The sequence below is a fragment of the Streptomyces sp. NPDC047072 genome, from assembly GCF_040643855.1.
Taxonomy (GTDB): domain Bacteria; phylum Actinomycetota; class Actinomycetes; order Streptomycetales; family Streptomycetaceae; genus Streptomyces.
The window spans coordinates 17,494-43,406 of record NZ_JBEYVC010000050.1 but is presented as its reverse complement, the minus strand read 5'-3'; the positions used below and the strand labels follow the sequence as shown (position 1 = coordinate 43,406).

The 25,913-nt window shown below is 72.1% G+C and carries 8 protein-coding genes; 3 read left to right on the top strand and 5 right to left on the bottom strand.

Annotation, left to right across the window (positions count from 1 at the left end):
• Nucleotides 1-84: 84 nt before the first annotated feature.
• Complete coding sequence (locus ABZ896_RS22265; protein WP_360931649.1) at nucleotides 85-1,419, bottom strand: lysine N(6)-hydroxylase/L-ornithine N(5)-oxygenase family protein; 1,335 nt, start codon at nucleotides 1,417-1,419, stop codon at nucleotides 85-87.
• A gap of 125 nt (nucleotides 1,420-1,544) precedes the next feature.
• On the opposite strand from ABZ896_RS22265, the gene ABZ896_RS22260 reads away from it, so the two are divergent.
• Nucleotides 1,545-2,492 carry a methionyl-tRNA formyltransferase gene (locus tag ABZ896_RS22260; protein WP_360931646.1) on the top strand — a complete coding sequence of 316 codons (948 nt, stop codon included), beginning with the start codon at nucleotides 1,545-1,547 and terminating at the stop codon, nucleotides 2,490-2,492.
• A gap of 148 nt (nucleotides 2,493-2,640) precedes the next feature.
• Here ABZ896_RS22260 and ABZ896_RS22255 read toward each other — a convergent pair whose 3' ends face one another.
• From ABZ896_RS22255 to ABZ896_RS22245, 3 genes are read right to left on the bottom strand one after another with little or no spacing between them, the layout of a single operon-like run.
• Complete coding sequence (locus tag ABZ896_RS22255; protein WP_360931658.1) at nucleotides 2,641-3,510, bottom strand: ABC transporter ATP-binding protein; 870 nt, start codon at nucleotides 3,508-3,510, stop codon at nucleotides 2,641-2,643.
• A 23-nt stretch (nucleotides 3,511-3,533) separates the two neighbouring features.
• Nucleotides 3,534-4,592, bottom strand: coding sequence for an iron ABC transporter permease (locus ABZ896_RS22250; RefSeq protein ID WP_360931643.1), 1,059 nt, complete (start codon nucleotides 4,590-4,592; stop codon nucleotides 3,534-3,536).
• A 4-nt stretch (nucleotides 4,593-4,596) separates the two neighbouring features.
• Nucleotides 4,597-5,637, bottom strand: a complete 1,041-nt coding sequence (locus tag ABZ896_RS22245) for an iron chelate uptake ABC transporter family permease subunit (RefSeq protein WP_360931640.1) — start codon at nucleotides 5,635-5,637, stop codon at nucleotides 4,597-4,599.
• Between the two features lie 166 nt (nucleotides 5,638-5,803).
• Between ABZ896_RS22245 and ABZ896_RS22240 the strand changes: the two genes are divergently transcribed.
• Both ABZ896_RS22240 and ABZ896_RS22235 read left to right on the top strand, forming a co-directional pair.
• The gene (locus ABZ896_RS22240; RefSeq protein WP_360931637.1) at nucleotides 5,804-24,574 is read left to right on the top strand and encodes an amino acid adenylation domain-containing protein; all 18,771 of its coding nucleotides are present in this window, start codon (nucleotides 5,804-5,806) and stop codon (nucleotides 24,572-24,574) included.
• Entirely contained in the window at nucleotides 24,571-24,780 is a 210-nt protein-coding gene (locus tag ABZ896_RS22235) for an MbtH family protein (RefSeq protein WP_360931634.1), read from the top strand. The genes ABZ896_RS22240 and ABZ896_RS22235 overlap by 4 nt, the downstream gene beginning before the upstream one ends.
• Before the next feature lie 55 nt (nucleotides 24,781-24,835).
• Here ABZ896_RS22235 and ABZ896_RS22230 read toward each other — a convergent pair whose 3' ends face one another.
• The gene (locus ABZ896_RS22230) at nucleotides 24,836-25,906 is read right to left on the bottom strand and encodes an iron-siderophore ABC transporter substrate-binding protein (protein WP_360931631.1); all 1,071 of its coding nucleotides are present in this window, start codon (nucleotides 25,904-25,906) and stop codon (nucleotides 24,836-24,838) included.
• Nucleotides 25,907-25,913 lie beyond the last annotated feature (7 nt).

The following is a 25,913-nucleotide window of genomic DNA, read 5'->3' as shown; positions in this document are numbered from 1 at the left end:
GTAGGCCGAAACTCGATCACCCTTTGAACGCATTTTCTGTGCAGGTCTACTCAGCGCCACTCTCCTCGACCCGGGAAACGTGCATCAGCGGTTTCGCGCCCTGTCCGGTTCCCCACTACGGGCCAGCAGGGACGTCAGGATCTCTCCCGCGCGGACCGCCGTGGTGGACAGGAGGGTGGAGGTGAGGCCGTGGGTGTGTTCGGTGGCGCCCTGGAGGTAGACGTCGGCGGTGACGTGGGGAGCCGTGGCCACGCGGTGGTCGCGGTCGACCAACAGGGCGTCCTCGTCGTCGCGTTGGCAGAGTTTGGCGAGTTCGACGAGGTGGTCGCCGATGCCCCGGGGCTGGTAACCCGTGGCGTAGACGAGGACGTCGGCGGCGAGGACCTCGCGTTCGCCGGTGGGCAGGAACTCCACCGTCGCCTTGACCTCGTCCACGTCGGACTCGACCTCGCGGATGCGGGAGACGTTCATCATGCGCAGCCGCTGCCGGCCCTGGACCCGCTCCTGGTACATCGTGCGGGACATCGCCTCGATCAAGTCCATGTCCACGACTGAGTAGTTGGTGGTGCGGTGGTAGTCGACGAGGGACTGCTTCACCTCGCGGGGCGCGCCGTAGTACAGGTCGACGGCCTCGGGGTCGAAGATGCGGTTGGCGAACGGGCTGTCGTCGGCGGGCGTGTAGCCGTACTTGGCGAACACCGAGCAGATCTCGGCGTCGGGGAAGCTGCGGTGCAGGTAGTCGACGGCCTCGGCGGCGCTCTGTCCGGCGCCGAGGACGACCGCGCGGCGCACCGGGCCGCCGGAGCGGCGCAGTTCGTCGACGCGGGGCAGCAACTCGCTGTTGTGCCAGACGCGTTCGGAACGTTCGGCGCCCGGCGGGAGGTGCGGTTCCAGTCCTGTGGCCACGCAGAGGCTGCGGGCGCGGCGGACGGTGAGCCGGCCGGAGGCGCCCGGCTCACGGCTGACGACGTCGAAGAAGCGGACCTCGCCGTCCTCGGTGACGGGCCGTACGGCAACCACCTCGGCGGAGTACTGCACCAGGTGGGAGACCCGGGCGGCGGCCCACTCGAAGTAGTCGTGGAACTCGATGCGCAGCGGGAAGAGGGTCTTCAGGTTGAGGAAGTCGACTAGTCTGTCCTGGTCGCGCAGATAGCACAGGAAGCTGAAGTCGCTGGTGGGGTCGCGCATCGTCACCAGGTCCTTCAGGAAGGACACCTGCATGGTGGCGTCGTCGATGAGCATGCCCCGGTGCCAGCCGAACCGCGGTTGTTTCTCGAGGAATCCGACGTGGAGCGCTGGCCCGTCCGGGGACTTCACGGCGTGCTCGTGAAGGGCGATCGCGAGGGCGAGATTCGATGGGCCGAACCCGATGCCGAGAACGTCGTAGATGGAGTCCGGACCACTCTGCAGTGTCGTCACCGCGTCATCGCCTCCCATGAGGCGGGAGTGCACCGAGTCCTCAAAGCGAGAACACAGCCTCCCGCAAACGGGGACATGTTAGATAAGGTTAGCCTTACCTAGCAATGGCTGAGGAGGGCTCATACATGCGAATCGTCATGTTCGGTTACCAGACCTGGGGACACCGGACGTTGAGAGCTCTGCTGGACTCCGGACACGAGGTGGTCCTGGCCGTCACCCATCCCAAGAGCGAGCACGCCTACGAGAAGATCTGGAGCGACTCGGTCGCGGACCTCGCCGAGGAGAACGGCGTCCCGGTGCTGTTGCGCAACCGGCCGGACGACGACGAACTCCTCCAGCGCCTCAAGGAAGTTGAGCCCGACCTCATCGTCGCCAACAACTGGCGGACCTGGCTGCCGCCGGAGATCTTCGACCTGCCCCCGCACGGCACGCTCAACATCCACGACTCGCTGCTGCCGACCTACGCCGGTTTCTCCCCGCTGATCTGGGCGCTGATCAACGGCGAGAAGGAGGTCGGCGTCACGGCCCACCGCATGGACGCCGAGCTGGACATGGGCGACGTGCTGCTCCAACGGGCCGTCCCCGTAGGGCCGTCGGACACTGCGACCGACCTGTTCCACCGCACGGTCGACCTGATCGGCCCGCTCGTCACCGACTCCCTCGACCTGATCGCCTCCGGCAGGGCGGTGTGGACACCGCAGGACCGCTCCAAGTCCAGCTTCTTCCACAAGCGTTCACTCGTGGACAGCCGGATCGACTGGACCTGGACCGCGGAGGAGCTGGAGCGGTTCGTGCGGGCCCAGTCGGACCCGTACCCGAACGCGTTCACGTATCACCGCGGTGAGCGGCTCCGGATCGTGTCCGCTGCGGTCTCCGAGGGGCGTTACGGCGGCACCCCGGGCCGCATCTTCATCCGCGAGGGCGACGGGGTCGTGATCGTCGCGGGCCGGGACGCGCGTTCGGGGAAGCTGCCCGGGCTGGTGGTGCGGCGGGTGCGGACGGAGAACGGCACCGAGCTCGCGGCGACGGACTACTTCCGCACGATGGGCGGGTATCTGACGGACCGTCCGTAACCGGCGTCACGCGAGGGGGCGGTCGGCGGGTCGGCCGACGGGGCGGCCCGGGACGGTAGACCGGGGCGCTCCGGGTTCACCGAAGGGGACCGCGCGGGTCGGCCGACGGGGGCGGTCGCCGGGTCACCCCACGGGGGCCGTCGCCGGATCACCCCACGGGGACGGACGCCGGGTCGTCCGTCCCCTCGTGGTGGCGGCCCATCGGCACGATCAACGGCGTTCCGCTGACGGGGTCTTCGCCGACCACGCAGCGAAGACCGAAGACGTCCTCGACCATCTCCGCGGTGATCACCTCGGCCGGGGCGCCCTCGCCGGCGACCCGGCCGGCCTTCATGGCGACGACGTGATCGGCGTACCGGCAGGCCTGGTTGAGGTCGTGGAGCACCATCACGACCGTGCGGCCCTGGTGCCGATTGAGGTCGGTGATCAGGTCCAGGACGTCGATCTGGTGGGCGAGGTCCAGATACGTCGTCGGCTCGTCCAACAACATCACGGGCGTGTCCTGCGCAACGGCCATGGCGATCCAAGCACGTTGACGCTGGCCGCCGGAGAGTTCATCGACCGCGCGGTGCGCGAGGTCGGTCATGTCCGTCGCCCGGAGCGCCTCGTTCACCGCCTCCTCGTCACCGCTCGACCACTGGCGCCACCAGGTCTGGTGCGGTGAACGGCCGCGCCCCACCAGGTCGATGACCGTCAGCCCCTCCGGCGCGACCGGCGACTGCGGGAGGATGCCGAGCTGTTGGGCGAGCGCGCGGGTCGGGATCTGGTGGACGGAGCGGCCGTCGAGCAGGACGCTGCCCGCCTTGGGGGCCAGCAGCCGGGCGAGCGCACGCAGCAGCGTGGACTTGCCGCAGGCGTTGGCGCCGACCACCGCCGTGATACGGCCGGGCGGGATCACCAGGTCGAGGTCCTCCACGACGACGCGGTCGTCGTAGGCGAGGCGCAGGCCCTCTGCGCGGAGGTCGGGGCGCCCCCCACCGGGGCGTTCGCCGTTCGCGTGGGCGCCGTTCGCGTGCACGCCGTTCTCCTTCGACACGTCTTTCAGCCTCCTGAACCGGCGCGGTTGGCGCGGACGAGCAGCCACAGCAGGACGGGTGCGCCGAGCACACCGGTGACGATCCCGACGGGAAGCTCGGTGCCGGGGACGATCTCGCGGGCGACGAGGTCGGAGCCGAGGACCATGACGGCTCCGGTCAGGCCCGAGGCGACGGGCGGCGGGAAGGCCGTACCGCACAGGCGTTGGGCGACCTGGGGCGCGGCCAGCGCCACGAAGGCGACCGGGCCCGCGGTGGCCGTACCGAAGGCCACGAGGCCGACGGAGACCAACAGGACGGCCACGCGCACGAGTTGGACGCGGGTGCCGAGGCCGCGGGCCACGTCGTCGCCGAGTTGCAGGACCCGCATCTGGCGGCCGAGCAGCAGGGCGACCGGGATGAGGACGGCCGTCGTCAGGGCGAGGGGGCCGATCTGGTCCCAGGTACGGCCGTTGAGGTTGCCCACGAGCCAGCCGAGGGCGGCCTGCGCCTGGAAGCGCTGGCCGCGTGCCATGAGGTAGTCGGTGGCGCTCGTGCAGATCCAGGCGACGCCGACACCGACGAGGACGATGCGGTAGCCGGTGGTGCCGCGTCTCCACGCGAGGGCGTACACCAGGAGCCCTGTCGTCAACGCGCCCAGCAGGCCCAGGGATTGGGTGCCGAGTCCGCCGTCCCAGCCGAGGACGATGCCGGCGACGACGGCTGTTCCGGCGCCCTGGGTGATGCCGATCATGTCGGGGCTGGCGAGCGGATTGAGGGTCACCGTCTGGAGCAGAGCACCCGAGACGCCGAACGCGATGCCGACGAGGAGCCCGGCGAGGGCTCTCGGCAGGCGGAGTTCGTGGACGATCAGCTTCGTGCCGGGGTCTCCGACGCCGAACAGGGCCTTCATCACGTCGACAAGGGGGATGGAGATGTCACCGATGGACGTCTCCACGCAGAAGAGCAGGAACGCGGCCAGGGCCAGGCCGAGGGTGACGGCCAGGAGCCGGGGCCGCAGCACGCCGGAGACCGGAGGAGCGGCCAGTCTGAAGGGGACGCGGTTCGGGGCGAGCTGAGTGGTCATTCGGTCACAGCTCCGCGAGTCGTCGACGGCGTACCAACGCGATGAAGAACGGACCCCCGACGAACGCGACCAGCACGCCCGCCTGGATCTCCACCGGGCGGGCCAGCAGGCGGCCCGCGATGTCCGCCGCCAGGAGCAGACAGGGCGCGAGAATCGCCGAAAGCGGCAGCAGCCAGCGGTAGTCGGGACCGATTCCCGCCGCCTGCGTGAGGACGCGGGCTATGTGCGGGACCACCAGGCCCACGAAGACCACCGGGCCGATCACCGCAACCGCGCCTCCGGTAAGGAGAGTTACCGCGATCACGCCCTGGAAGCGGACCCAACCGATGCGCAGGCCCAGGGACTTGGCCACGTCGTCACCGAGGGCCAGCCGGTTCAGCGCGGGTGCGCAGGCCAGGGCCAGCACGGCGCCCACACCCAGGAAGGGCAGGATCCTCAGCAGCACCCCCTCGTCCTGGGCGGCCAGCGACCCCGCCGACCAGAACCGGTAGCGATTGAGCGCGTCCGGGTCGGTCAGGGCGACCGCGCTGGTCAGGGAGAACAGCACGGAGGTCACCGCGACTCCGGCGAGAGCCAGCTTCACGGGAGTCGAGCCCGCGCGGCCGAGGCCCCCGAGCAGGTACACCAGCACGCTCGCGGCGAACGCCCCCGCGAAGGCGAACCAGATGTAGCCGTACACGGATCCGATCCCGGCGACCCCCACCGAGAGCACCACGGCAAAGGCCGCGCCCGCGCTCACCCCGAGGATCCCGGGGTCGGCCAGCGGGTTGCGGGTGAGGGCCTGCATCAGCGCGCCCGAGAGGCCGAGCGCGGCACCGGTGGCGAGGCCCAGGGCGGTGCGGGGCAGTCGTACGGACCAGATGACCGTGTCCACCCGCTGGTTGGGCGGTTCGCCCAGCAGCGTGTGCCAGACCTGGCCGAGCGGGACGCCGAGCGCGCCGTACGCCATGGACAGGGCGCACAGCGCGAGCAGGGCGGCACCGCTGAGCGCGAGCAGCAGTACTGCGCGGGGGCGCTTCGCCGCCCGGACCGCCGAAGTCCCCACGACAACTTCCTTAGCTGAGGCTGGCCTTAACTGTAGGACTTCCCCGATTGACGTCGCACCCCTTTGGGCACGCTCTGTGCGCACCCTGTGAATTAGGTAACCCTTACCTTAGTATGACGCCGACCCCGGCTCAGCGCCGGGCCACGAGCTGGGGAGGCACGCTGTCGTGTGCGGTTCCGAGGAAGTCCTGGCGTACTGGCGGCGGTTGCTCACGCCTCCGCCGCTGGAGATCGCGCTCCCCGCCGACCGGCCGTACCCGCCGGAGCCGGTCCAGGAGCGCGGGACGCGGACCGTCCAGGACGTCCCGGCCGCCCCGGCTCCCGTCCTCCTCGCCGCCTTCGTCGCCCTGCTCCACCGCTACGGCGGGGCGGTCGACATCACCGTCGGCCACGACGGGCTCCCCTTGCGCGTCTCCGTCGACCACGAGCCGACCTTCGCCGGACTCCTCGGACGCGTGACGCAGGCGTGGGAGGAGGCCGTGACCAACAGGGCACCCCTGGACCTGCTGTTGGGGGAACTGAACCCGCGCCCGACCCGCGGCGGCGGCCTGTTCTTCAACACCGCCTTCGGCACGACCGACCGGCCCGCCGGTGAACTCCCGGGCCCCGTCGACCTGTTGCTTGAGGTCGGCGACGGATCGGCCCAGGTGTCGTACGACTCGAGGCTCTTCGACGTTACGACGGTCAGCCGCATCCTCGTCCACTACCGCACCCTGCTCACCGACGCGTTGGCCCGTCCGCAGACGCCGGTCGCCCGGCTCGCCCTGATGGGGCCGCAGGAGTACGAGCAGGTCGTCGTCGGCTGGAACGACACCGCGCACGCGGTCCCGGCCGCCACCTGGCCCGCGATGTTCGCCGAGCAGGTGCGGCGGCGGCCCGACGAGGTCGCCCTCGTGCTGGAGGACGAGCGGCTCACGTACGCCGAGTTGGACGCGCGTGCCAACCGGCTCGCGCACGCGCTCATCGCGCGCGGTGCCGGTCCTGAGCGGATCGTGGCGCTGGCCCTGCCCCGCTCGGTCGACCTGTTCGTCGCCGAGGTGGCCGTCCTCAAGTCCGGTGCCGCGTATCTGCCGATTGACCACGACTATCCGCCGGACCGAATCGCCTACATGCTCGGCGACGCGGCCCCGGTGTGTCTGGTGACCACGGCGGAGACCGCCCGGGACCTCTCCGGGCCACCGGTCCTCGCCCTCGACTCCCCTGCCGTCGCAGCCGAGTTGGCGGGCCGTCCGGAGCACGACCCCACCGACGCCGACCGCGGCGCCCCGCTGACGGTCCTGAACGCCGCGTATGTGATCTACACCTCGGGGTCCACCGGCCGCCCCAAGGGTGTCGTCCTCTCGCACGGCGGGGTGGCGAAGCTGGTCGCCACGCAGAGCGAGCGGTTCGGGATCGGGCCGCACAGCCGGGTGCTCCAGTTCGCCTCGCCCAGCTTCGACGTGGCCTTCTGGGATCTGTGCCTGGGCCTGCTCTCGGGCGGCCGACTGGTCGTCGTACCGGCGGAGTTGCGGGTGCCCGGGGCGGCGCTCGCGGACTACGCGAACGCGCACGGCATCACGTTCATGATCCTGCCGCCGGCGCTGCTCGCCGCGCTTCCGGAGGACGTCGAACTGCCGCCGACGGCCACACTGTTGGCGGGTACCGAGCGGGTCTCGCCCGAGCTGGTGGGGCGGTACGCGCGCGGGCGGATGATGTTCAACGCGTACGGGCCGACCGAGGCGACCACCAACTCCACGCTGGGGCTGTGCGATCCGGACATCCCGGCCGGGTCGATCGTGCCGATCGGGGTGCCCGACCCGGGGACCCGGGCGTATGTGCTGGACGGGTTCCTGCGGCCCGTACCGGCCGGTGTCACGGGCGAGTTGTATCTCGGGGGCGCGGGGCTGGCGCGCGGGTATCTCGGGCGGCCGGACCTGACGGCCGAGCGGTTCGTCGCCGATCCGTTCGGGGCGCCGGGCGAACGGCTGTACCGCACCGGCGACCTGGTGCGGTGGCGGGCCGACGGGCGCCTGGAGTTCCTCGGCCGGGCCGACGCCCAGATCAAGATCCGCGGCTTCCGGATCGAGCCGGGCGAGATCGAGTCCGTGCTGCGCGGCCACCCGGCCGTCGACCAGGTCACTGTCGTCGCCCGCGAGGACCGCCCCGGCGACCGCCGCCTCGCCGCCTACGTCGTCCCCGCCCTCGACGGACCCGACGTGCGGGTGGAGGAGTGGAAGCAGGTCCACGAACTCCTCTACAGCGCGGCCGGTTCGGAGAGCTTTCGGGAGAACTTCGCCGGCTGGAACAGCATGTACGACGGCCGCCCGATCCCCGTCGAGGAGATGCGGGAGTGGCGGGAGGCGACGGTCGCGCGGATCCGCGAACTCCGGCCGAGCCGCAGGGTGTTGGAGATCGGTGTCGGCAGCGGGCTGATCCTGTCCCGGATCGCGCCGGACTGCGAGGCCTACTGGGGCACGGATCTGTCGGAGGAGGCGATCCGGGCGCTGCGTGGGCAGTTGGGCGACGACCTGGCCGCCAAGGTGGAGTTGCGGGCCCAGCCCGCGCACGACCTGGACGGGCTGCCCACCGGGTACTTCGACACCGTCGTCCTCAACTCCGTGGCGCAGTACTTCCCGAGCGCCGGGTACCTCACCGGCGTCCTGCGCGGAGCGGCCGAACTCCTCGCTCCGGGCGGGCGGATCCTCGTGGGCGACGTCCGCAATCTGCGGCTGCTGCGCACCCTGCGCGCGGCCGTCGAGACCCGGCGGGCCACCACCGAGGACAAGAGCGCGCTGCGGGCGGCCGTGGAGCAGTCGGTGCGCTGGGAGGGTGAACTCCTCCTGGACCCGGACTACTTCGCGGCGCTCGACGGCTTCGACGCCGAGATCCGGCTCAAGCGGGCCGCGCGTCACAACGAGCTGAGCCGGTACCGGTACGACGTCGTGCTGCGGCCCGGACCGCGCGCGGTCGTGCCCGAGGAGCGGGAGATCAGCTGGGCTGAGGCGGACGACCTCGCCGAGCTGCTCACCGGGGACGAGCGGCCGTGCCGGCTACGGATCACCGGCATCCCCAACGCCCGCCTCGCCGACGACCTGGCGGACCTGTGGCGCCTGGAGGGCAGCAGCGGCGAGACGGCGGCGGGGGCGGATCCGGAGGACGTCCGTGAGGTGGCCGAGCGGCACGGCTACCGGGCGGCCCTGACGTGGAACGGCAGCGCGGACGACGGGGCGTTCGACGCCGTACTGACCCTCGACGGCGTTGACGGCTCTGGCGGCGTGGACGACCCTGGCGGCCTTACCGGCCCGCTCCCCGGCCTGTACCGGCCCGCCAACCGCACCACCGGCGGCTACCCGCACGCCAACCGCCCCGCCCCCTTCCGCGATGTCACCGCCCTCATGCGGACCCTGCGCGCGCACGCGGCCGAGTGGCTGCCCGACTACATGGTCCCGTCGGCGTTCGTCCCCCTGCACGCCCTGCCCGTCACCCCGAGCGGCAAGATCGACGCACGGGCCCTGCCCGCCCCCGACTACGCGGCGATGAGCTCCGGACGCCCGCCCCGCACCGCCCGTGAACGGCTCCTGTGCGCCCTGTACGCCGAAGTGCTGGGCCTGGACTCGGTGACGGCCGAGGACGACTTCCTCGCCCTCGGCGGCGACAGCATCACCGCGATCCAGCTGCTGATCGGCGCCCGCCGGGCGGGACTTCGCCTCACCGCCCGGGACGTCTTCCGCCACCGTACGGCCGAGGCGCTCGCGAAGGCGGCCGTGGACCGGACGAGCGACACCCGCGCCGAAAGCAGCCCCTTGGTGGCGGCCGACGCCTCCGAAGTCGCCGAGATCCAAGGTCTACGGCCGCTGGAGATCGCGGAGTTGCTACCGCTGACTCCGCTCCAGCAGGGCTTCTACTTCCACGCCCTGTCCACAGAAGCCGACCTCTACGTCGTCCAACAGATCCTCGACCTCGCCGGCCCCGTCGACGGCCCGACCCTGCGCAAGGCCGCCCAGCACCTCCTCGACCGGCACGCCCCACTTCGGGCCGCGTTCCGCCGGCGCCCGGACGGCACACCGGTGCAGATCATCACCGCACAGGGCGTCGAACTCCCTTGGCGCGAGCTGGAATCGCAGGACCCCGACGCGGTCGCGGCAGAGGAACGCGCCGCGGGCTTCGACCTCGCGGAACCTCCGCTACTGCGCTGCGCTCTCGTACGACAAGACGAGCACCGCTCCCGCCTCATTCTGACGTTCCATCACATCATCGCGGACGGCTGGTCCTTGCCCGTCCTGCACCGCGAACTGCTGGCGTTCTACGGCACCGACACTCCCCCACTGGACGAGGTCACCCCCTACCGAAAACACCTTCGCGCGCTCGCCGAGCGGGACCACGAGGCGTCCCGGGAGGTCTGGCGCTCGGCGCTGGCCGGACTCGACGAGCCCACGCGACTGGTCGAGGCGCCCGCCGGGCGGGCCCCCGTTCGGCCCGCGCACGTCCGGGTCGAGCTGTCCGAGCTGACGACCGCACGGCTCACCGAGCGGGCCAGGGAGCACGGGGTCACACTCGGCACGGTCGTGCAGACGGCCTGGGGACTGCTGCTGGGACGGCTCACCGGCCGCCATGACGTGGTGTTCGGCACCACGGTCTCGGGACGGGACACCGAGGTCGACGGCATCACGAACATGGTGGGCCTCTTCATCAACACCCTGCCCACCCGCTTCCGTTGGGCTCCGGGCGAGCCGCTCGGGCGGCTGCTGCGGCGGCTCCAGGACGAGCAGGCCCGTCTGCTGGACCACCAGCACCTGGGGCTCGCGGAGATCCAGCGGCTGGCCGGGCACGCGGGCGCGGGTGAACTCTTCGACACCCTCGTCGTGTTCGAGAACTACCCCGCCGAGAGCGACCTGCGGGACGCCTCGGGTCGGGTGCGGATCACCGGGGACGCCTTCCACGACACCGTGCACTATCCGCTGGCCCTGATCGTCAAGCCGGGCGCCCGTCTCGACCTGCGGCTCAAGCACCACGCGGAACGCCTCGACGCCGACTTCGTGCGGACGCTCGGTGAGCGGCTCGTCCGGGTGCTGGAGGCGCTCGCCGAGAACCCGGACCAGGCGGCCGCCCGGATCGAGCTGCTCTCGGCCGACGAGGCGCTGCGGGCCCACCCGGCGGGCGAGGAACACCCCGTGCCCACCGGCACCTTGGCCGAGGCGTTCTCCGCACAGGTGGACCGGACGCCGGAGGCGACGGCCGTCGTCTTCGAGGGCGAGACCCTCACGTACGGCGAACTCGACGCCCGCGCCGAGGCGTTGGCCGCCCGGCTGCGGAGCCGCGGTGCCCGTCCGGGGACGTTCGTCGCGGTCGCCGTCCCGCGCTCGGCGGAGCTGATGGTCGCGCTGCTCGGCGTGCTGAAGTCGGGGGCCGCCTATCTGCCGGTGGACCTGGACTATCCGGCGGACCGGGTGGCGCACATGCTGGCCGACTCCGGGGCGGCCGCGGTGGTCACCGTGTCCGGGAGCGCGGACCGGCTGCCGGGGCGGAACCCTTCGGCCAGGCGAAACCCTGCTGCCACGCCGCCGGGGCGGAACGTTCCTCCCGTAGTCGTGCTCGACGCTCTCGACGAGGTCTCCCCCGCCCCCGCGATCCCCACCCGCCCCGACGACCCCGCCTACCTCATCTACACCTCCGGTTCCACGGGCCGCCCCAAGGGCGTGGTCGTCACCCACCGGGCGATCCTCAACCGGCTCGCCTGGATGCAGGGCGCCTACGGGCTGCGGGCCGACGACCGGGTGCTCCAGAAGACGCCGTCCAGCTTCGACGTGTCGGTGTGGGAGTTCTTCTGGCCGCTCCTGGAGGGCGCGGCCGTGGTGCTGGCCCGGCCGGACGGCCACCGCGACCCCGTCTACCTGGCCGGGCTGGTGCGTGAGCAGCGCATCACCACGATGCACTTCGTGCCGTCGATGCTGGAGGCCTTCCTGGGCTCGGCGCAGGTGACGGACGACCCGGGCTGGGCGGCCTCCCTGCGCCGGGTGCTGAGCAGCGGCGAGGCGCTCCCGGCCGCCGCCGCGAGCCGCTGGCACGCGCTGACCGGGGTGCCGCTGCACAACCTGTACGGCCCGACGGAGGCCGCGGTCGACGTCACACACCACCTCTACGACGGCACGTCCGACCGAGTCTCCGTGCCGATCGGCCGCCCGGTCTGGAACACCGGTCTGCGGGTCCTGGACTCCTGCCTGCGCCCGGTCCCCGACGACGTCCCCGGCGAGCTGTATCTCACCGGCGTCCAGCTGGCCCGCGGCTACCACGCGCGCCCCGCGCTGACCGCCGAGCGCTTCACGGCCGACCCGTACGGCCCGCCCGGCAGCCGCATGTACCGCACCGGTGACCTGGTCCGCCGCCGCGCGGACGGCGTGATCGAGTACCTGGGCCGCACCGACCGCCAGGTCAAGCTGCGCGGCAACCGGGTCGAACTCGGCGAGGTCGAGGACGCGTTGGGCCGCCTGGACGGCGTGACGCAGGCCGCGGTGACGGTACAGGACGACATGCTCGTCGCCTACGTCGTCGGCCGGGATCTCCAAGTCGACGCCCTCCGCGAGGCGTTGGCCCGGGACCTGCCCTCCCCCATGCTCCCCGGCGCCTGGGTCGTCCTGGACGAGCTGCCGCTCACCCCGAGCGGCAAGCTGGACCGGGCCGCGCTGCCCGCCCCGCGAGCCGTACGGGCGACCGTGCACCGCGCACCGGCTGGCCCGCGCGAGGAGCTGCTCACCGAGATCTTCGCCGCCGTACTGAAGGTCGCGGACGTAGGTGTCGACGACGACTTCTTCCTGTTGGGCGGCGACAGCATCAGCTCGATCGCGGTGTCCAGCCGGGCTCATCGGGCGGGCCTGGTGCTGGGTCCCCGGGACGTCTTCGAGCACCGCACCCCGGCCGCGCTGGCTGGGGCGGCCGGGGTCGTCGAGGGCACCGAAACTCCCTCGCAGGCACCCGAGTTCAGGCTCACCGAGGAGGAGCGGGAGCGCGTCGAGCGGCTCGCCCCGGGCCGGATCGAGGACGTGTGGCCGCTGGCCCCGCTCCAGGAAGGGCTGTTCTTCCACTCGACCTACGACGACAGCGCCCTGGACGTCTACACGGTCCACGAGTCCTTCGACTTCGCCGAACGCGTGGACGCCGAGCGGCTGTTGGCGGCGACCCGGACGCTGCTGGACCGCAACCCGAGCCTGCGCGCCGGGTTCACCAGCGAGGGACAGCGGCAGCCGGTCCAGTTCATCGTGCGGGACGCCGGTGTGCCGTTGCGGGAGGTCGACCTGTCGGGGCTGTCCCAGGCCGAACAGGACAACCGCATGGGCGAGTTGCTCGACGAGGAGCGCGCCCGCCGCTTCGACCTGTCCCGCCCGCTGCTGTTCCGGATGGTGCTGGTGCGGCTCGGCGAGGAGCGCGGCGACCGGCTGATCGTGGGCCGGCATCTGATCCTGTGGGACGGCTGGTCGGCCTGGGTCTTCCTGGACCAGCTGTTCGCGCTGTACGAGAGCGGCGGCGCCCCGGCGGGGCTGGCCCGGCCGGGCTCGTACCGCGACTATCTGACCTGGCTGGAGCGGCAGGACGACGGCGCGGCGACGGCCGCCTGGCGGTCCGCCCTCGCCGGTTTCGAGGAGCCGACGCTCCTGGTGCCCACGGTCTCGGACCGGGGTCTGGAGCCGGTGATCCCGGAGCAGTTGGACGCCGTCCTCGCCCCGGACGCGACCGCGCGGCTGCGGGAGACCGCGCGCGGCCACGGCCTGACCCTCAACACCGTGCTCAACGCGGCCTGGGGGCTGGTCCTGGCCACCGCCACGGGCCGCACCGACGTGGCCTTCGGTACGACGGTCGCCGGGCGGCCGACCGAGGTGCCGGACGTCGAGAACGTCATCGGGATGTTCCTCAACACGGTCCCCGCGCGTATCGCCTTCGACCCGCGCGAGCCCGTCCTCGATCTGCTGCGCCGGATCCAGGGCGAGCGCCTCGCCGTGATGCCGTACGAGTATCTGGGCCTCGGCGTCCTCCAGGCCGAGTCGGGCCACCGCCGGCTCTTCGACACGCTGTTCGTGCTGCGCAACGCCGACACCGACGAGCGGCTCGCCGAACTGCGGGAGCGGCACGGCGCGACCGCCGTGGCCAACGTGGACGCCACGCACTATCCGGCGAACCTGGTGGTCACGCCCGGCGAGCAGGTCAGGGTCACCCTCACCTACCGCCCGGACCTCCTCGACGCCCCTTACGCGCACAGCCTGTTGGACCGCTTCACCCTCCTGCTGGACCGGTTGGTCACCGATCCGTCCGCACCCGTCGGCTCGCTCGACCCGCAACTCCCGGCCGAGACGGTCGTGTTGGCGCGCGAGGAAGAGGCCCAGCGCCAGCATGTCCCGCACGAGACGGTCGCCGACATGCTCACCGCGCAGGCCGCCCGCACCCCCGACGCGACGGCCCTCGTCTTCGGCGAGCAGCCGGTGACGTACGCCGAACTCGACGCCCGCTGCAACCGGATGGCCCGGCTGCTCATCGCGCGCGGGGCCGGTCCGGAGCAAGTGGTCGCGCTCGGGCTGCCGCGCTCGATCGACACCGTGGTGGCGCTGTTCGCCGTCCTGCGGACGGGCGCCGCGTATCTGCCGCTGGAGCTGGACCACCCGGCGGAGCGGCTCTCGCTGATGCTGGCCGACGCCCGGCCGCTGCTCCTGCTGTCCACGGAGGCGGTGTCCCGGACGCTGACCGGAGAGGTCCCGCGCGTCCTGCTCGACTCGGCGGAGACGCGCGCCGAACTCGACGGCCTCTCCGACGAGCCCGTCTCCCGGACCTTCAGCCTCGACCACCCGGCCTACGTCATCTACACCTCCGGCTCCACCGGCCGCCCCAAGGGTGTCGTCACGCCGTACATCGGCCTGACGAACATGCAGCTCAACCACCAGAAGGAGATCTTCGCCCCGGCGATCGCCTCGGCCGGCGGACGGCGGCTGCGGATCGCGCACACCGTGTCGTTCGCGTTCGACATGTCCTGGGAGGAGCTGCTGTGGCTCGTCGAGGGACATGAAGTGCACGTCTGCGACGAGGAGTTGCGCCGGGACGCGACCGCGCTGGTGGCGTACTGCGAGGAGCACCGGGTCGACGTGGTGAACGTGACCCCGACCTACGCCCATCTCCTCATCGAGGAGGGCCTGTTGGAGGGGCACCGGCCGCCGCTGGTGCTGCTGGGCGGCGAGGCGGTCACGGAGACGGTGTGGAACACGCTGCGGGACACGGAGGGGACGTACGGCTACAACCTGTACGGGCCCACCGAGTACACGATCAACACCCTCGGTGGCGGCACCCTCGACAGCGCCACCCCGACGGTGGGCCGCCCGATCCGGGCCACCCGCGCCCGCGTCCTCGACACCTGGCTGCGACCGGTGCCGGACGGGGTGGCCGGTGAGCTGTACATCGCCGGAGTGGGCCTGGCCCGCGGCTACTTGGACCGGCCGGGGCTGACCGCCGAGCGGTTCGTCGCCGACCCGTACGGGCGGCCCGGCGAGCGCATGTACCGCACGGGAGACCTCGTACGGCGGGGCCCGGACGGCAACCTGGACTTCCTGGGGCGCACCGACGACCAGGTCAAGATCCGTGGCTACCGGGTGGAGTTGGGCGAGATCGAGACCGCGCTCGCCCAGCACCCCGAGGTATCCCGGGCCGCCGTGATCGCCCGTGACGACACCTCCGCACCCGGCACCAAGCGGCTGGTGGGCTATGTCGTCCCGGCCGAACCCGACGAAGAGGCCCTGCGCAAGGCCGAGTCGGAGCAGATCGGCGAGTGGCGGGAGATCTACTCCGCCGAGTACACCGAGATCGACACGGCCGTCTTCGCCGAGGACTTCGCGGGCTGGGACAGCTCCTACGACGGCACGCCGATCCCGCTGGAGCACATGCGGGAGTGGCGCGAGGCGACCGTCCGGCGCATCAAGTCCCTGCGGCCGAAGCACGTGTTGGAGATCGGCGTCGGCTCCGGCCTGCTGCTGTCCCGGCTCGCCCGGGACGTCGAGGCGTACTGGGCGACCGACTTCGCCGCACCCGTCATCCGCAAGCTGGGCGAGGACCTGAAGGCCGATCCGGAGCTGGCCCGCAAGGTCGAACTCCGGTGCCAGGCGGCCGAGGTGACCGACGGACTGCCCGACGGATTCTTCGACACGATCGTCATCAACTCCGTCGTGCAGTACTTCCCGAGCCTGGACCATCTGCGCAAGGTGATCCGCGGGGCGATGGAGCTCCTCGCCCCCGGCGGCGCGCTGTTCCTCGGCGACGTACGGGACCTGCGGCAGGCCCGGATCTTCCAGACCGGCATCCAACTCGCCCGCACGGAACCCCAGGACCTGCGCAGGGCCGTCGACCGCGGCCTCGCCCTGGAGAAGGAACTCCTCGTCGACCCCGACTGGTTCAGCACCCTCGGGGTGGGCGTCGACCTGCGCACCAAGGAGGGCCGCCACCAGAACGAACTGACCCGCTACCGCTACGACGTCGTCCTGTACGACGGTCCCGGCGCCCTCGATCTGCGGGACGCCCCGGTGTCGGAGTGGGCCGGGCGGAGTGCGCTCCAGGCCCGCCTGGAGGGGGCCGAGATGCTGCGGGTGCGCCGGATTCCGGACGCCCGTACGGCGGAGGATCTCGCGGCGACGCGGGCGATGGACGCGGGGCGCGCTGTCGGGTCGGTCCGGGAGGGCGTGGAGCCGAAGGGCGTGGAGCCGGAGGAGCTACGCGAACTCCGCGCGGAACACCGCGTGTTGACGACCTGGTCGGACGAACCGGGTTACTTCGACGCCGTGTTCGTCCGCACCCGCAAGCAGCCGGCGCGCACCTCCGGCCTGTACCTCCCCCGAGCCGACCGGGGCACCGCCCCCTACGCCAACACGCCCACCGCGACCCGCGGCAACGGGGCTCTCGTACGGCGGCTTCGGGACGACCTGGCCCAACGGCTCCCCGCCTACATGGTCCCGGCCGCCTTCGTGGTCCTGCCGGGCCTGCCGATGAACGACAACGGCAAGCTGGATGTACGTGCCCTGCCGGACGCGGAGCCCGCGGTGGCCCTGTCCGAGGGACGCGGGCCGAGCACCCCCGTCGAGGAGGTGCTGTGCCGGCTCTTCGCCGAGGTGCTGGGGCTGCCGCGCACCGGGGCAGAGGACAACTTCTTCGACCTGGGCGGCCATTCACTGCTGGCCACCCGGCTGATCAGCCGGGCCCGCACCGAGCTGGGCGCGGAGTTGGCCATCCGGGACCTGTTCGAGGCACCGACTCCGGAGACGCTGGCGCTGCGCGCGGACACGGGGCTGCGGCCCGCCCGTCCGGTGCCCGTGCCGGTCGCCGAACGACCCTCTCGTATCCCGCTGTCGGCGGCCCAGCGGCGGCTGTGGCTGGTGGAGCGGATCACGGGCGGCGGGGTGGCGTACAACTTCCCGCTGGTCGTGAGGCTTCGGGGACGGCTCGACCTGGATGCGTTGAGGGTGGCGCTGCTAGATGTGACGGATCGTCATGAGGCGCTGCGGACACGGTTCCTGGAGGAGGACGGCGAGCCCTACCAGGTGATCGGCGGGGCCGAGCCGGAGTTCCGGGTGGTCGACTGCTCCGAGGAGGAGCTGCCCGCGCTGATCTCCGAGGCTCAGCGGCGGCCGTTCGACCTGAGCACCGAACCGCCGCTCCGGGCCGCGGTGTTCCGACGAGGCGCGGAGGACCAGGTAGTCGCGCTCGTCCTGCATCACATCGCCACCGACGAGTGGTCGGACCGGCCGTTCCTCACCGACCTGGGCCGGGCGTACGAGGCCCGTATCGCGGGCCGGGTGCCCGAGTGGACGCCGTTGCCGGTGCAGTACGCCGACTACACGCTCTGGCAGGACGAGCTGCTCGGCCTGGTCGGCGCGGAGCAGACCGCGTACTGGAGCGAGGCGCTGCGCGATCTCCCCGAGGAGATCGCCCTCCCCGCCGACCGCCCGCGCCCGGAAGTACCCACCGGGCGCGGCGGCAAGGTCCGCGTCGAGCTGTCCGCCGACACCGGGCGGGCCCTGCGGGAGCTGTCCGGGGCCACCGGCACCAGCATGTTCATGCTGTTCCAGGCGGCGACCGCGGCCCTGCTGCACCGACTCGGCGCCGGGGACGACATCCCGCTGGGCTCCCCCATCGCGGGCCGGACCGACGACGCACTGGACGACCTGGTCGGGTTCTTCGTCAACACGCTCGTCCTGCGGACCGACCTGTCCGACGACTCCGTCTCCTTCCGTGAACTCCTCGGCCGCGTCCGGGAGTCGGCGCTGGCCGCCTTCGAGCACCAGGACCTGCCCTTCGACCGGGTCGTCGAGGCGGTCAACCCGCCCCGGGCGGCGGGCCGCAACCCGCTCTTCCAGGTGATGCTCGGCTACCACTACCGGCCCGACGGCGACCCGGACGTGCTCGGCCTGCCGACCGAGTGGTTCGAGATGGACACCGGTGAGGCCAAGTTCGACCTCCACTTCACCTTCGTGGACGACTCGGACCGGCTCTCGCTGATCCTGGAGTACGCGCTCGACCTGTACGACGACACGACCGCCGAGCGGATGGCCGGGCGGCTGGTGCGCCTGCTGGAGCAGGTGGCCAGCGAACCTTCCAGCCCCGTACGGGATGTGGAGGTGCTGGAGGAGACCGAGCGGCAGGCTCTCGCCGGTTGGAACGACACCGCACACGAGGTTCCTGCGACCACTCTGCCGGAGCTGTTCCGCTCACAGGCCGCACGCACTCCGGACGCCCTCGCCCTGGTATTCGGCGAACAGCGGCTCACCTACGCCGAGTTGGACGAACGCGTCGAGCGGACGGCGAGGGTGCTGGCCGGGATGGGGGTGGGTCCGGAGCGCACGGTGGCCGTGGCGCTGCCTCGATCACTGGACCTCGTCGTCGCGCTGCTGGCCGTACACCGGGCCGGTGGCGCCTATCTGCCGGTGGACGCCGACCAGCCGCCGGAGCGGCGGGCACTCATGCTGGCGGAGGCCCGGCCGGTGTGCGTGATCGAGGAGGGCCTGCCGGAGGGGCCGGAGGGCGAACTGCCGTCGTCCTACGACCCGTTGAGCCCGGCCTATGTCATCTACACCTCGGGGTCGACAGGCCGCCCCAAGGGCGTGGTCGTGCCGCACGAGGGCATCGCCAACCGGCTGCTGTGGATGCAGCACGCCTACGGGCTGACAGCCGAGGACCGGGTGGTGCAGAAGACGCCGTCCGGGTTCGACGTCTCCGTGTGGGAGTTCTTCTGGCCCCTGATCACCGGGGCCGCCCTGGTGGTCGCCCGGCCGGACGGGCATCGCGACCCGGCCTATCTCGCCGACCTGATCCGCGAACAGGGCGTCACCACCGCGCACTTCGTGCCATCCATGCTCCAGGTGTTCCTCGCGGAACCGGCTGCCACGCGGTGCACCGGGCTGCGGCGGGTGATGTGCAGCGGCGAGGCGCTGCCGGTCGCGGTGGCGGAGCGGTTCCGCCGGGTGCTGCCCGGCGTCGAGTTGCACAACCTGTACGGGCCGACCGAGGCGGCGGTCGATGTCACGGCCGGTGAAGTGGTGCCGGGTGCCGGGGAGGTGACGATCGGGCGTCCCGTCTGGAACACCCGCACGTACGTGTTGGACTCTGCGCTCCGGCCCGTCCCGCCCGGTGTGCCGGGCGAACTGTACCTGTCAGGCGTGCAGTTGGCGCGCGGCTACCTCGACCGCCCCGGCCTGAGCGCCGAGCGGTTCGTCGCGGACCCGTACGGCGGACCCGGCGCCCGGATGTACCGTACGGGCGACCTGGCCCGGTGGCGGGCCGACGGCACGCTGGACTACCTCGGCCGGACCGATCACCAGGTCAAGATCCGCGGGGTGCGGGTCGAGCCCGGCGAGATCGAGGCCGTACTCGCCCGGCACGGCTCGGTCGGCCAGGCCGTCGTGGTGCCACACGGGCAGGTGCTCGTGGCGTACGTCGTCCCGGCCAAGGGAGCGGCTTGCGCCCCGGAGACACTGCGCCGGTACACGGCCGACGCGCTGCCCGCAGCCATGGTCCCTGCCGCCTTCGTCCCGCTGGACGCCCTGCCCCTCACCGCCAACGGCAAGCTCGACCGCCGTGCCCTGCCCGCCGTCTACCTCACGGCAGGTGGCGGCGCGGGCGGGCGGGGGCGCGATCCGCGGGAGGAGATCCTGCGCGGGCTGTTCGCGGAGGTGCTGGGCGCGGACCGGATCGGCGTCGACGACGACTTCTTCGCCCTCGGCGGTCACTCGCTGGCCGCGATGCGGCTGGTGTCCGCCGTAAGGGCGGCCTTCGGGGCGGAGGTCTCGCTGCGCACGGTGTTCGACGCGCCGACGGTGTCTCTGCTCGGCCAGCGTCTGACCGCGAGCGCCACCGGCGGCGCCCGTCCCGCGCTCACCCCGGCCGCCCGCCCCGAGCGGCTCCCGCTCTCCTCCGCCCAGCGGCGGCTGTGGGTGCTGTACCGGGTGGAGGGCCCGAACCCGACGTACAACATCCCCTCCGCCTGGCGGCTCACCGGGGACCTGGACATCGAGGCGCTCCGGGCGGCCGTGCGGGATCTGGCCGGCCGGCACGAGACGCTCAGGACGGTCTTCCCCGACGAGGAGGGACGGCCCTACCAGCTCGTCCTCCCGGCCGAGGTGCCCTTCCTGGTGGAGGACGTCGATCCGGCCGGCCTCCCCGAGTGGCTCGCCCGGGCCGGGGCGTACGGCTTCGAGCTGGACCGCGAACCTCCGTTGCGCGTCCACGTGTTCCGCACCGGCGAGCGGGACTGGACGCTGCTCCTGCTCCTGCACCACATCGCCGGGGACGAGTGGTCGGAGGCCCCGCTGCACCGGGATCTGGCGCTCGCCTACGCGGCCCGGAGGGCGGGCGAGGCGCCCGAGTGGGAGCCGCTGCCGGTGCAGTACGCCGACTACACGCTCTGGCAGGAGCGGCTGCTGTCGGAGGTCGGCGCGGAGCAACTCGCCTACTGGAAGCAGGCGTTGGCCGGGCTGCCCGAGGAGCTGGCACTGCCCGTCGACCGGCCGCGGCCGCTGGAGTCGACCTATCGGGGCGGCTCCGCCGACCTGGCGCTCGACACCGAACTCAGCGCACAGGTCCACCGGTTGGCCCGGGAGCACGGAGTCAGTGTCTTCATGGTGCTCCAGGCCGCCGTGGCGAGTCTGCTGAGCAGGCTGGGCGCGGGGCACGACATTCCGATCGGCAGCCCGATCTCCGGACGCACCGACGCGGCGCTGGAGGATCTGGTCGGGTTCTTCCTCAACACCCTGGTGCTGCGCACCGACACCTCCGGCGATCCGACCTTCGCCCAGCTGCTGGCCCGGGTGCGGGAGACCGACCTCGCGGCCTTCGACCATCAGGACGTGCCGTTCGAGCGGCTCGTGGAGGCGGTGAACCCTGCCCGCTCGCTCGCCCGGCATCCGCTGTTCCAGGTGATGGTGGTGTACCTGGCGGCCGGTGGAGAGCAGGGCGAACTGCTGCCCGGCTTGCGGGCCGAGCGGGACGAAGTGGCCGGTACGACGGCCAAGTTCGACCTCTCCTTCGACTTCGCGGAGCGGGCGGACGGAAGCGGGATCGACGGGGCGCTGGAGTACAGTGCCGACCTCTTCGACCACGCGACCGCGCAGTCCTTCGCGGACCGGCTGCGGCGGGTGCTCCGCGCCGTCGTCGCCGACCCCGGGCTGTCCATCGGGCGGGTCGACATCCTCGACGAGGACGAACGGCGGATGCTGACCGACGGCTGGCAGAGCCGTCCGGTCCTCGGCGCGCCGACCACCGTGCCCGCGCTCTTCGCGGAACAGGTGCGCAGGCACCCGGAGTTGCCCGCCGTGGCCTCTGAGGGCGTCGAGCTGACCTTCGCGGAACTGGACGCGGAGACCAACCGGCTGGCCCGTCTCCTGGTCGAACTCGGCGCCGGGCCTGAGCGGTTCGTCGCGCTGGCGCTGCCGCGGACCGCGCAGTTCCTCGTGGCCGTGCTCGCGGTGCACAAGGCGGGGGCCGCTTATCTGCCGCTCGACCCCGACACTCCCGTGGAGCGCACGGCGGACGTCCTCTCCGACGCCCGCCCGGTGTTGACGCTCACGACAGGAGCGCTCAAAGCGGCCCTGCCCCCGGACGCCGAGACGCTCGTCCTGGACGATCCGGATGTCGTCGAGCGGCTCGTGGACATGGACGCGTCCGAGGTCACGGCCGATCTCAGCCCCCGCCACCCCGCCTACGTCATCTACACCTCCGGCTCCACCGGCCGCCCCAAGGGCGTGGTCATCACCCACGAGACCCTGGGCAACCTCTTCCACAGCCACCGCGAGACGCTCTACCGGCCGGCGATCGAGGCGGCCGGACGGCGGCATCTGCGGGCGGGGCACGCCTGGTCGTTCTTCTTCGACGCCTCCTGGCAGCCGCAGTTGTGGCTGCTCGACGGGCACTGCGTGCACATCGTGTCCGAAGAGGTGCGCAGGGACCCGGAGTTGCTCGCGGCGGCCGTGGTCCGGCACGGCTTCGACTTCCTGGAGGTCACGCCGTCGTTCTTCGCGCAGATGGCCGATCTGTTCGGCGACGGCTGCCCGCTGGCGGTCGTCGGCGTGGGTGGCGAGGCGGTGCCGGTGGCCCTGTGGCAGCGGCTGGCCGGGCTCGACGGCACCGAGGCGTTCAACCTGTACGGGCCGACCGAGTCGACCGTCGACGCCCTGGTGGGCCGGGTCCGCGACAGCGAACGCCCGCTCGTGGGACGGCCGGTGGCCGGGACGCGGGCGTACGTCCTGGACGCGGGGCTCCAGCCGGTGCCCCCGGGCGTGACGGGTGAGTTGTATCTGGCGGGCGGCGGGCTCGCCCGGGGCTACCTGGGCGCTCCCGGGCTGACGGCCGAGCGGTTCGTCGCCGATCCGTTCGGCGGACCCGGCGAACGGCTGTACCGCACCGGCGACTTGGCCCGCTGGACGGCCGACGGGCGCGTCGACTACCTGGGCCGGGCCGACGACCAGGTGAAGATCCGTGGCTTCCGTATCGAGCCGGCCGAGATCGAGTCCGTGCTCGCCGGTCACCCGGCGGTCGGACAGGCACTGGTGACGGTGCGTCAGGACGGGCCGCGCAAGCTGCTCGTGGCCTACGTGGTCCCCGCGCCGGGTGCCGTGCCGGACCCGGGCGAGCTGCGGGCGCACGTCGGGGCGCGGCTGCCGGAGCACATGGTCCCGGCGACCGTGGTCGCCCTGGACCGCTTCCCGGAGCTGGCCAACGGCAAGCTGGACCGGGCCGCGCTGCCCGCGCCCGACTTCTCGGCCCTGTCCTCCGGCCGGGCGCCCTCGGGCGCGCTGGAGGAGCTGCTCTGCACGGTCTTCGCCGAGGTGCTGAACCTCGAACAGGTCGGTGTGGACGACGACTTCTTCGTCCTCGGCGGGGACAGCATCGTCGCGATGCAGCTCGTCGGCCGGGCCCGGGCGGCCGGGATCCGGATCAGCCCCCGGCTGGTGTTCCGGCACCGCACGGTCGCCGCGCTGGCCGCGGTCGCCGAGTCCGCACCCGCGCAGGCCCCGCGCCCCGAGGACGACGGCACCGGCACGATCCCGCTCACGCCGGTGATGCACTGGCTGCGCGAACTGGGCGGCCCCTTCTCCACCTACCACCAGTCGGCGCTCGTCCGCACGCCCGCCGCCCTGGACCTGCCGGGCCTGACCGCCGTCCTCCAGGCGCTCGCGGACCGGCACGACCTGCTGCGGGCGACCCTCGTACGGCCGTCCCTCGATGCCGTCGAGGACTGGTCGCTGCACGTTCCGGCGGCCGGGACCGTGGACGCGGCCGGGTGGATCCAGCGCGTGGACGTGGCGGGGCTGGACGCCGAGGCGCTCAATGACGCCGTACGAGAACACGCGTATGCGGCACGGCAGTTGCTGGACCCTGACACCGGCGCCATGGTGCGGGCCGTGTGGTTCGACGCGGGCGCCGAGCCCGGGCGGCTGCTGCTGATGGCGCACCACCTGGTGGTGGACGGGGTGTCCTGGCGGGTGCTGCTGCCGGATCTGGCGGCGGCCTGGCAGCACGTCTCGGCCGGGCGACCGGCACAACTCGCGCCGGTGGAGACCTCGTTCGCCACCTGGTCGCGGCTGCTCGGCGAGTTGGCGCGGGATCCGGCACGTGAGGCCGAACTGCCCCTGTGGGACCACCAGGCCACCGAACCGCTGCCCCTGCTGCGGGAGCCGGACCCGGAGCGCGACACCACCGCCACCCGACGGGAAGTCGTGCTGCGGCTGCCCGCCGAGCAGACCGGGCCGCTGCTGTCGACCGTGCCGGCGGCCTTCGGGGCCGGGGTCGACGACGTGCTGCTCGCGGCCCTCGCCCTGGCATTCGCCGACTGGCGGCGACAGGCCGGGAGTTCGGGCGGCGCCGTGCTGGTCGATCTCGAAGGGCACGGCCGTGAGGAGGAGTTGGGCGGGGACGCGGTGGATCTGTCCCGCACGGTGGGCTGGTTCACCAGCATCTACCCGGTGCGGCTGGACACCGGGCCGGTCGACCCCGCCGAGGTCTTCGCCGGTGGTGCCGGGGCGGTCCGGAACGCCATACGGCGCGTTCGGGAGCATCTGTCCTCGCTGCCCGCGAACGGGGTCGGTCACGGCCTGCTGCGGTACCTCAACCCCCGTACCCGCGAGGTGCTGGCGGGCCGGGAACAGGCCCAGGTCGAGTTCAACTACCTGGGGCGGTTCGGGATTTCGGAGGACACCGACTGGTCGTACGCGCCCGAGGAGGACGTGGCCGACATCGGGCCCGCCGACGAGATGCGGCAGGGGCACGCGCTGGAGATCAACGTGGTGACCGAGGACCGGGTCGACGGACCCGTGCTCTGTGCCCACTGGGCTTATCTGGAAGGGCTGTTGTCGCGCGAGACGGTCCAGGGCCTGGCCGAGAGCTGGTTCAGGGCGCTGGAGGGAATCGTCGCGGCGGCCGGCGATCACACGGAGGAAGGAACCGCATGAGCAACCCGTTCGAGGACCCCGAGGGCGTCTACCTGGTGCTCGTCAACGACGAGAACCAGCACAGCCTGTGGCCGGACTTCGTGGACGTGCCGGCCGGCTGGCGGACGGTCCACGGGCCCGCCTCCCGGCAGTCCTGCCTGGAGCACGTCGAGGCCCACTGGACCGACATGCGGCCGCGCAGCCTCGCGGAGAGCATGGACGGCTGAACACATGGAAAGGGGGGCCGGTGTTGACACCGGCCCCCCTTTTTTCAGAAGCCGTTCAGGACGCCGGCTGCTCCACCTTCGTGTCGGTCTTGCCGTCGACGGCCGCCGCCAGCTGCGGCACCAGCCGTTCGATGACGTACCTGAGGCTCAGGACGTCGCTCATCGACAGGGCGTTGCCGTAGTCGCTGGACTCGGCGACGTAGACCTCGCGGCCCTGCTTGACGACGTTCAGGTCCTTGTAGGAAGCGTCCTTGTGCAGCTTGTCGGCATCCTTGGTGACATCCCCGACCTGCCAGACGAGGGCGTCCTGGTCGAGCAGGTCGGTGCGCTCCTTGCTGATGTTGGCGCCGAACTGGTCGCCGATGACCTTGTCGAGGTCCTTGGGCAGGCTGAAGCCGAGGTCGGTCAGCAGATGCGAGCGCGGGTCCTGGCTGCCGAAGACGAAGATGCCCTCGTACGGCGTCGCCATCACCGCCGACTTGCCCTTGAACTCGGGGTGTTGGGTGAGGGCCGCGTCGATCTGGTCCTCGGTCTCCTTGACCGCCTTCGTGGCCTCCGCGGGCTCGCCGAGGGCCTTGCCGATGATCTCGGTCTGCTGCTGCCACGGCACGCCGTAGTCGTTGTACTCCTTGGGCTGGGCGACCACGGGGGCGAACGCGGACAGCGAGGTGTACTGCTCCTTGGTGAGTCCGCCGTAGACCGCGAGGATCAGGTCGGGCTTGAGCGCGGCGATCTTCTCGATCTGCGGGCCGGTGCCGGTGTCCTTGAGGACGGTCGGGGCGGCGGCCGAGCCTAGCTTGTCCTGGGCCCACGGGCCGATGGCGCCCTTGTAGCCGCCGAGCCACTCCGTGGTGCCGACCGGCACCTTGCCGAGGGCGAGGACGGAGTCCTGGTCGGTGAGGCCGACGGTGACGATCCGCTTCGGCTCGGCCTTGATCGTCGTACTGCCGTACTTGTGGGCGATGGTGACCGGGAAGGCCGAGTCGGCGGACGTGCTCGCCTCGGCACCGGCGTTCGACGTGTCGTCGTCCGAGTCGCCGCCGCAGGCCGTGGCGGCGGCGAGAACCAGGAGGGTGGAGGCGAGCGCCGCGGTGGAGCGGGCGACGGCTCTGCGGGAGCGGAACATCGGCGGT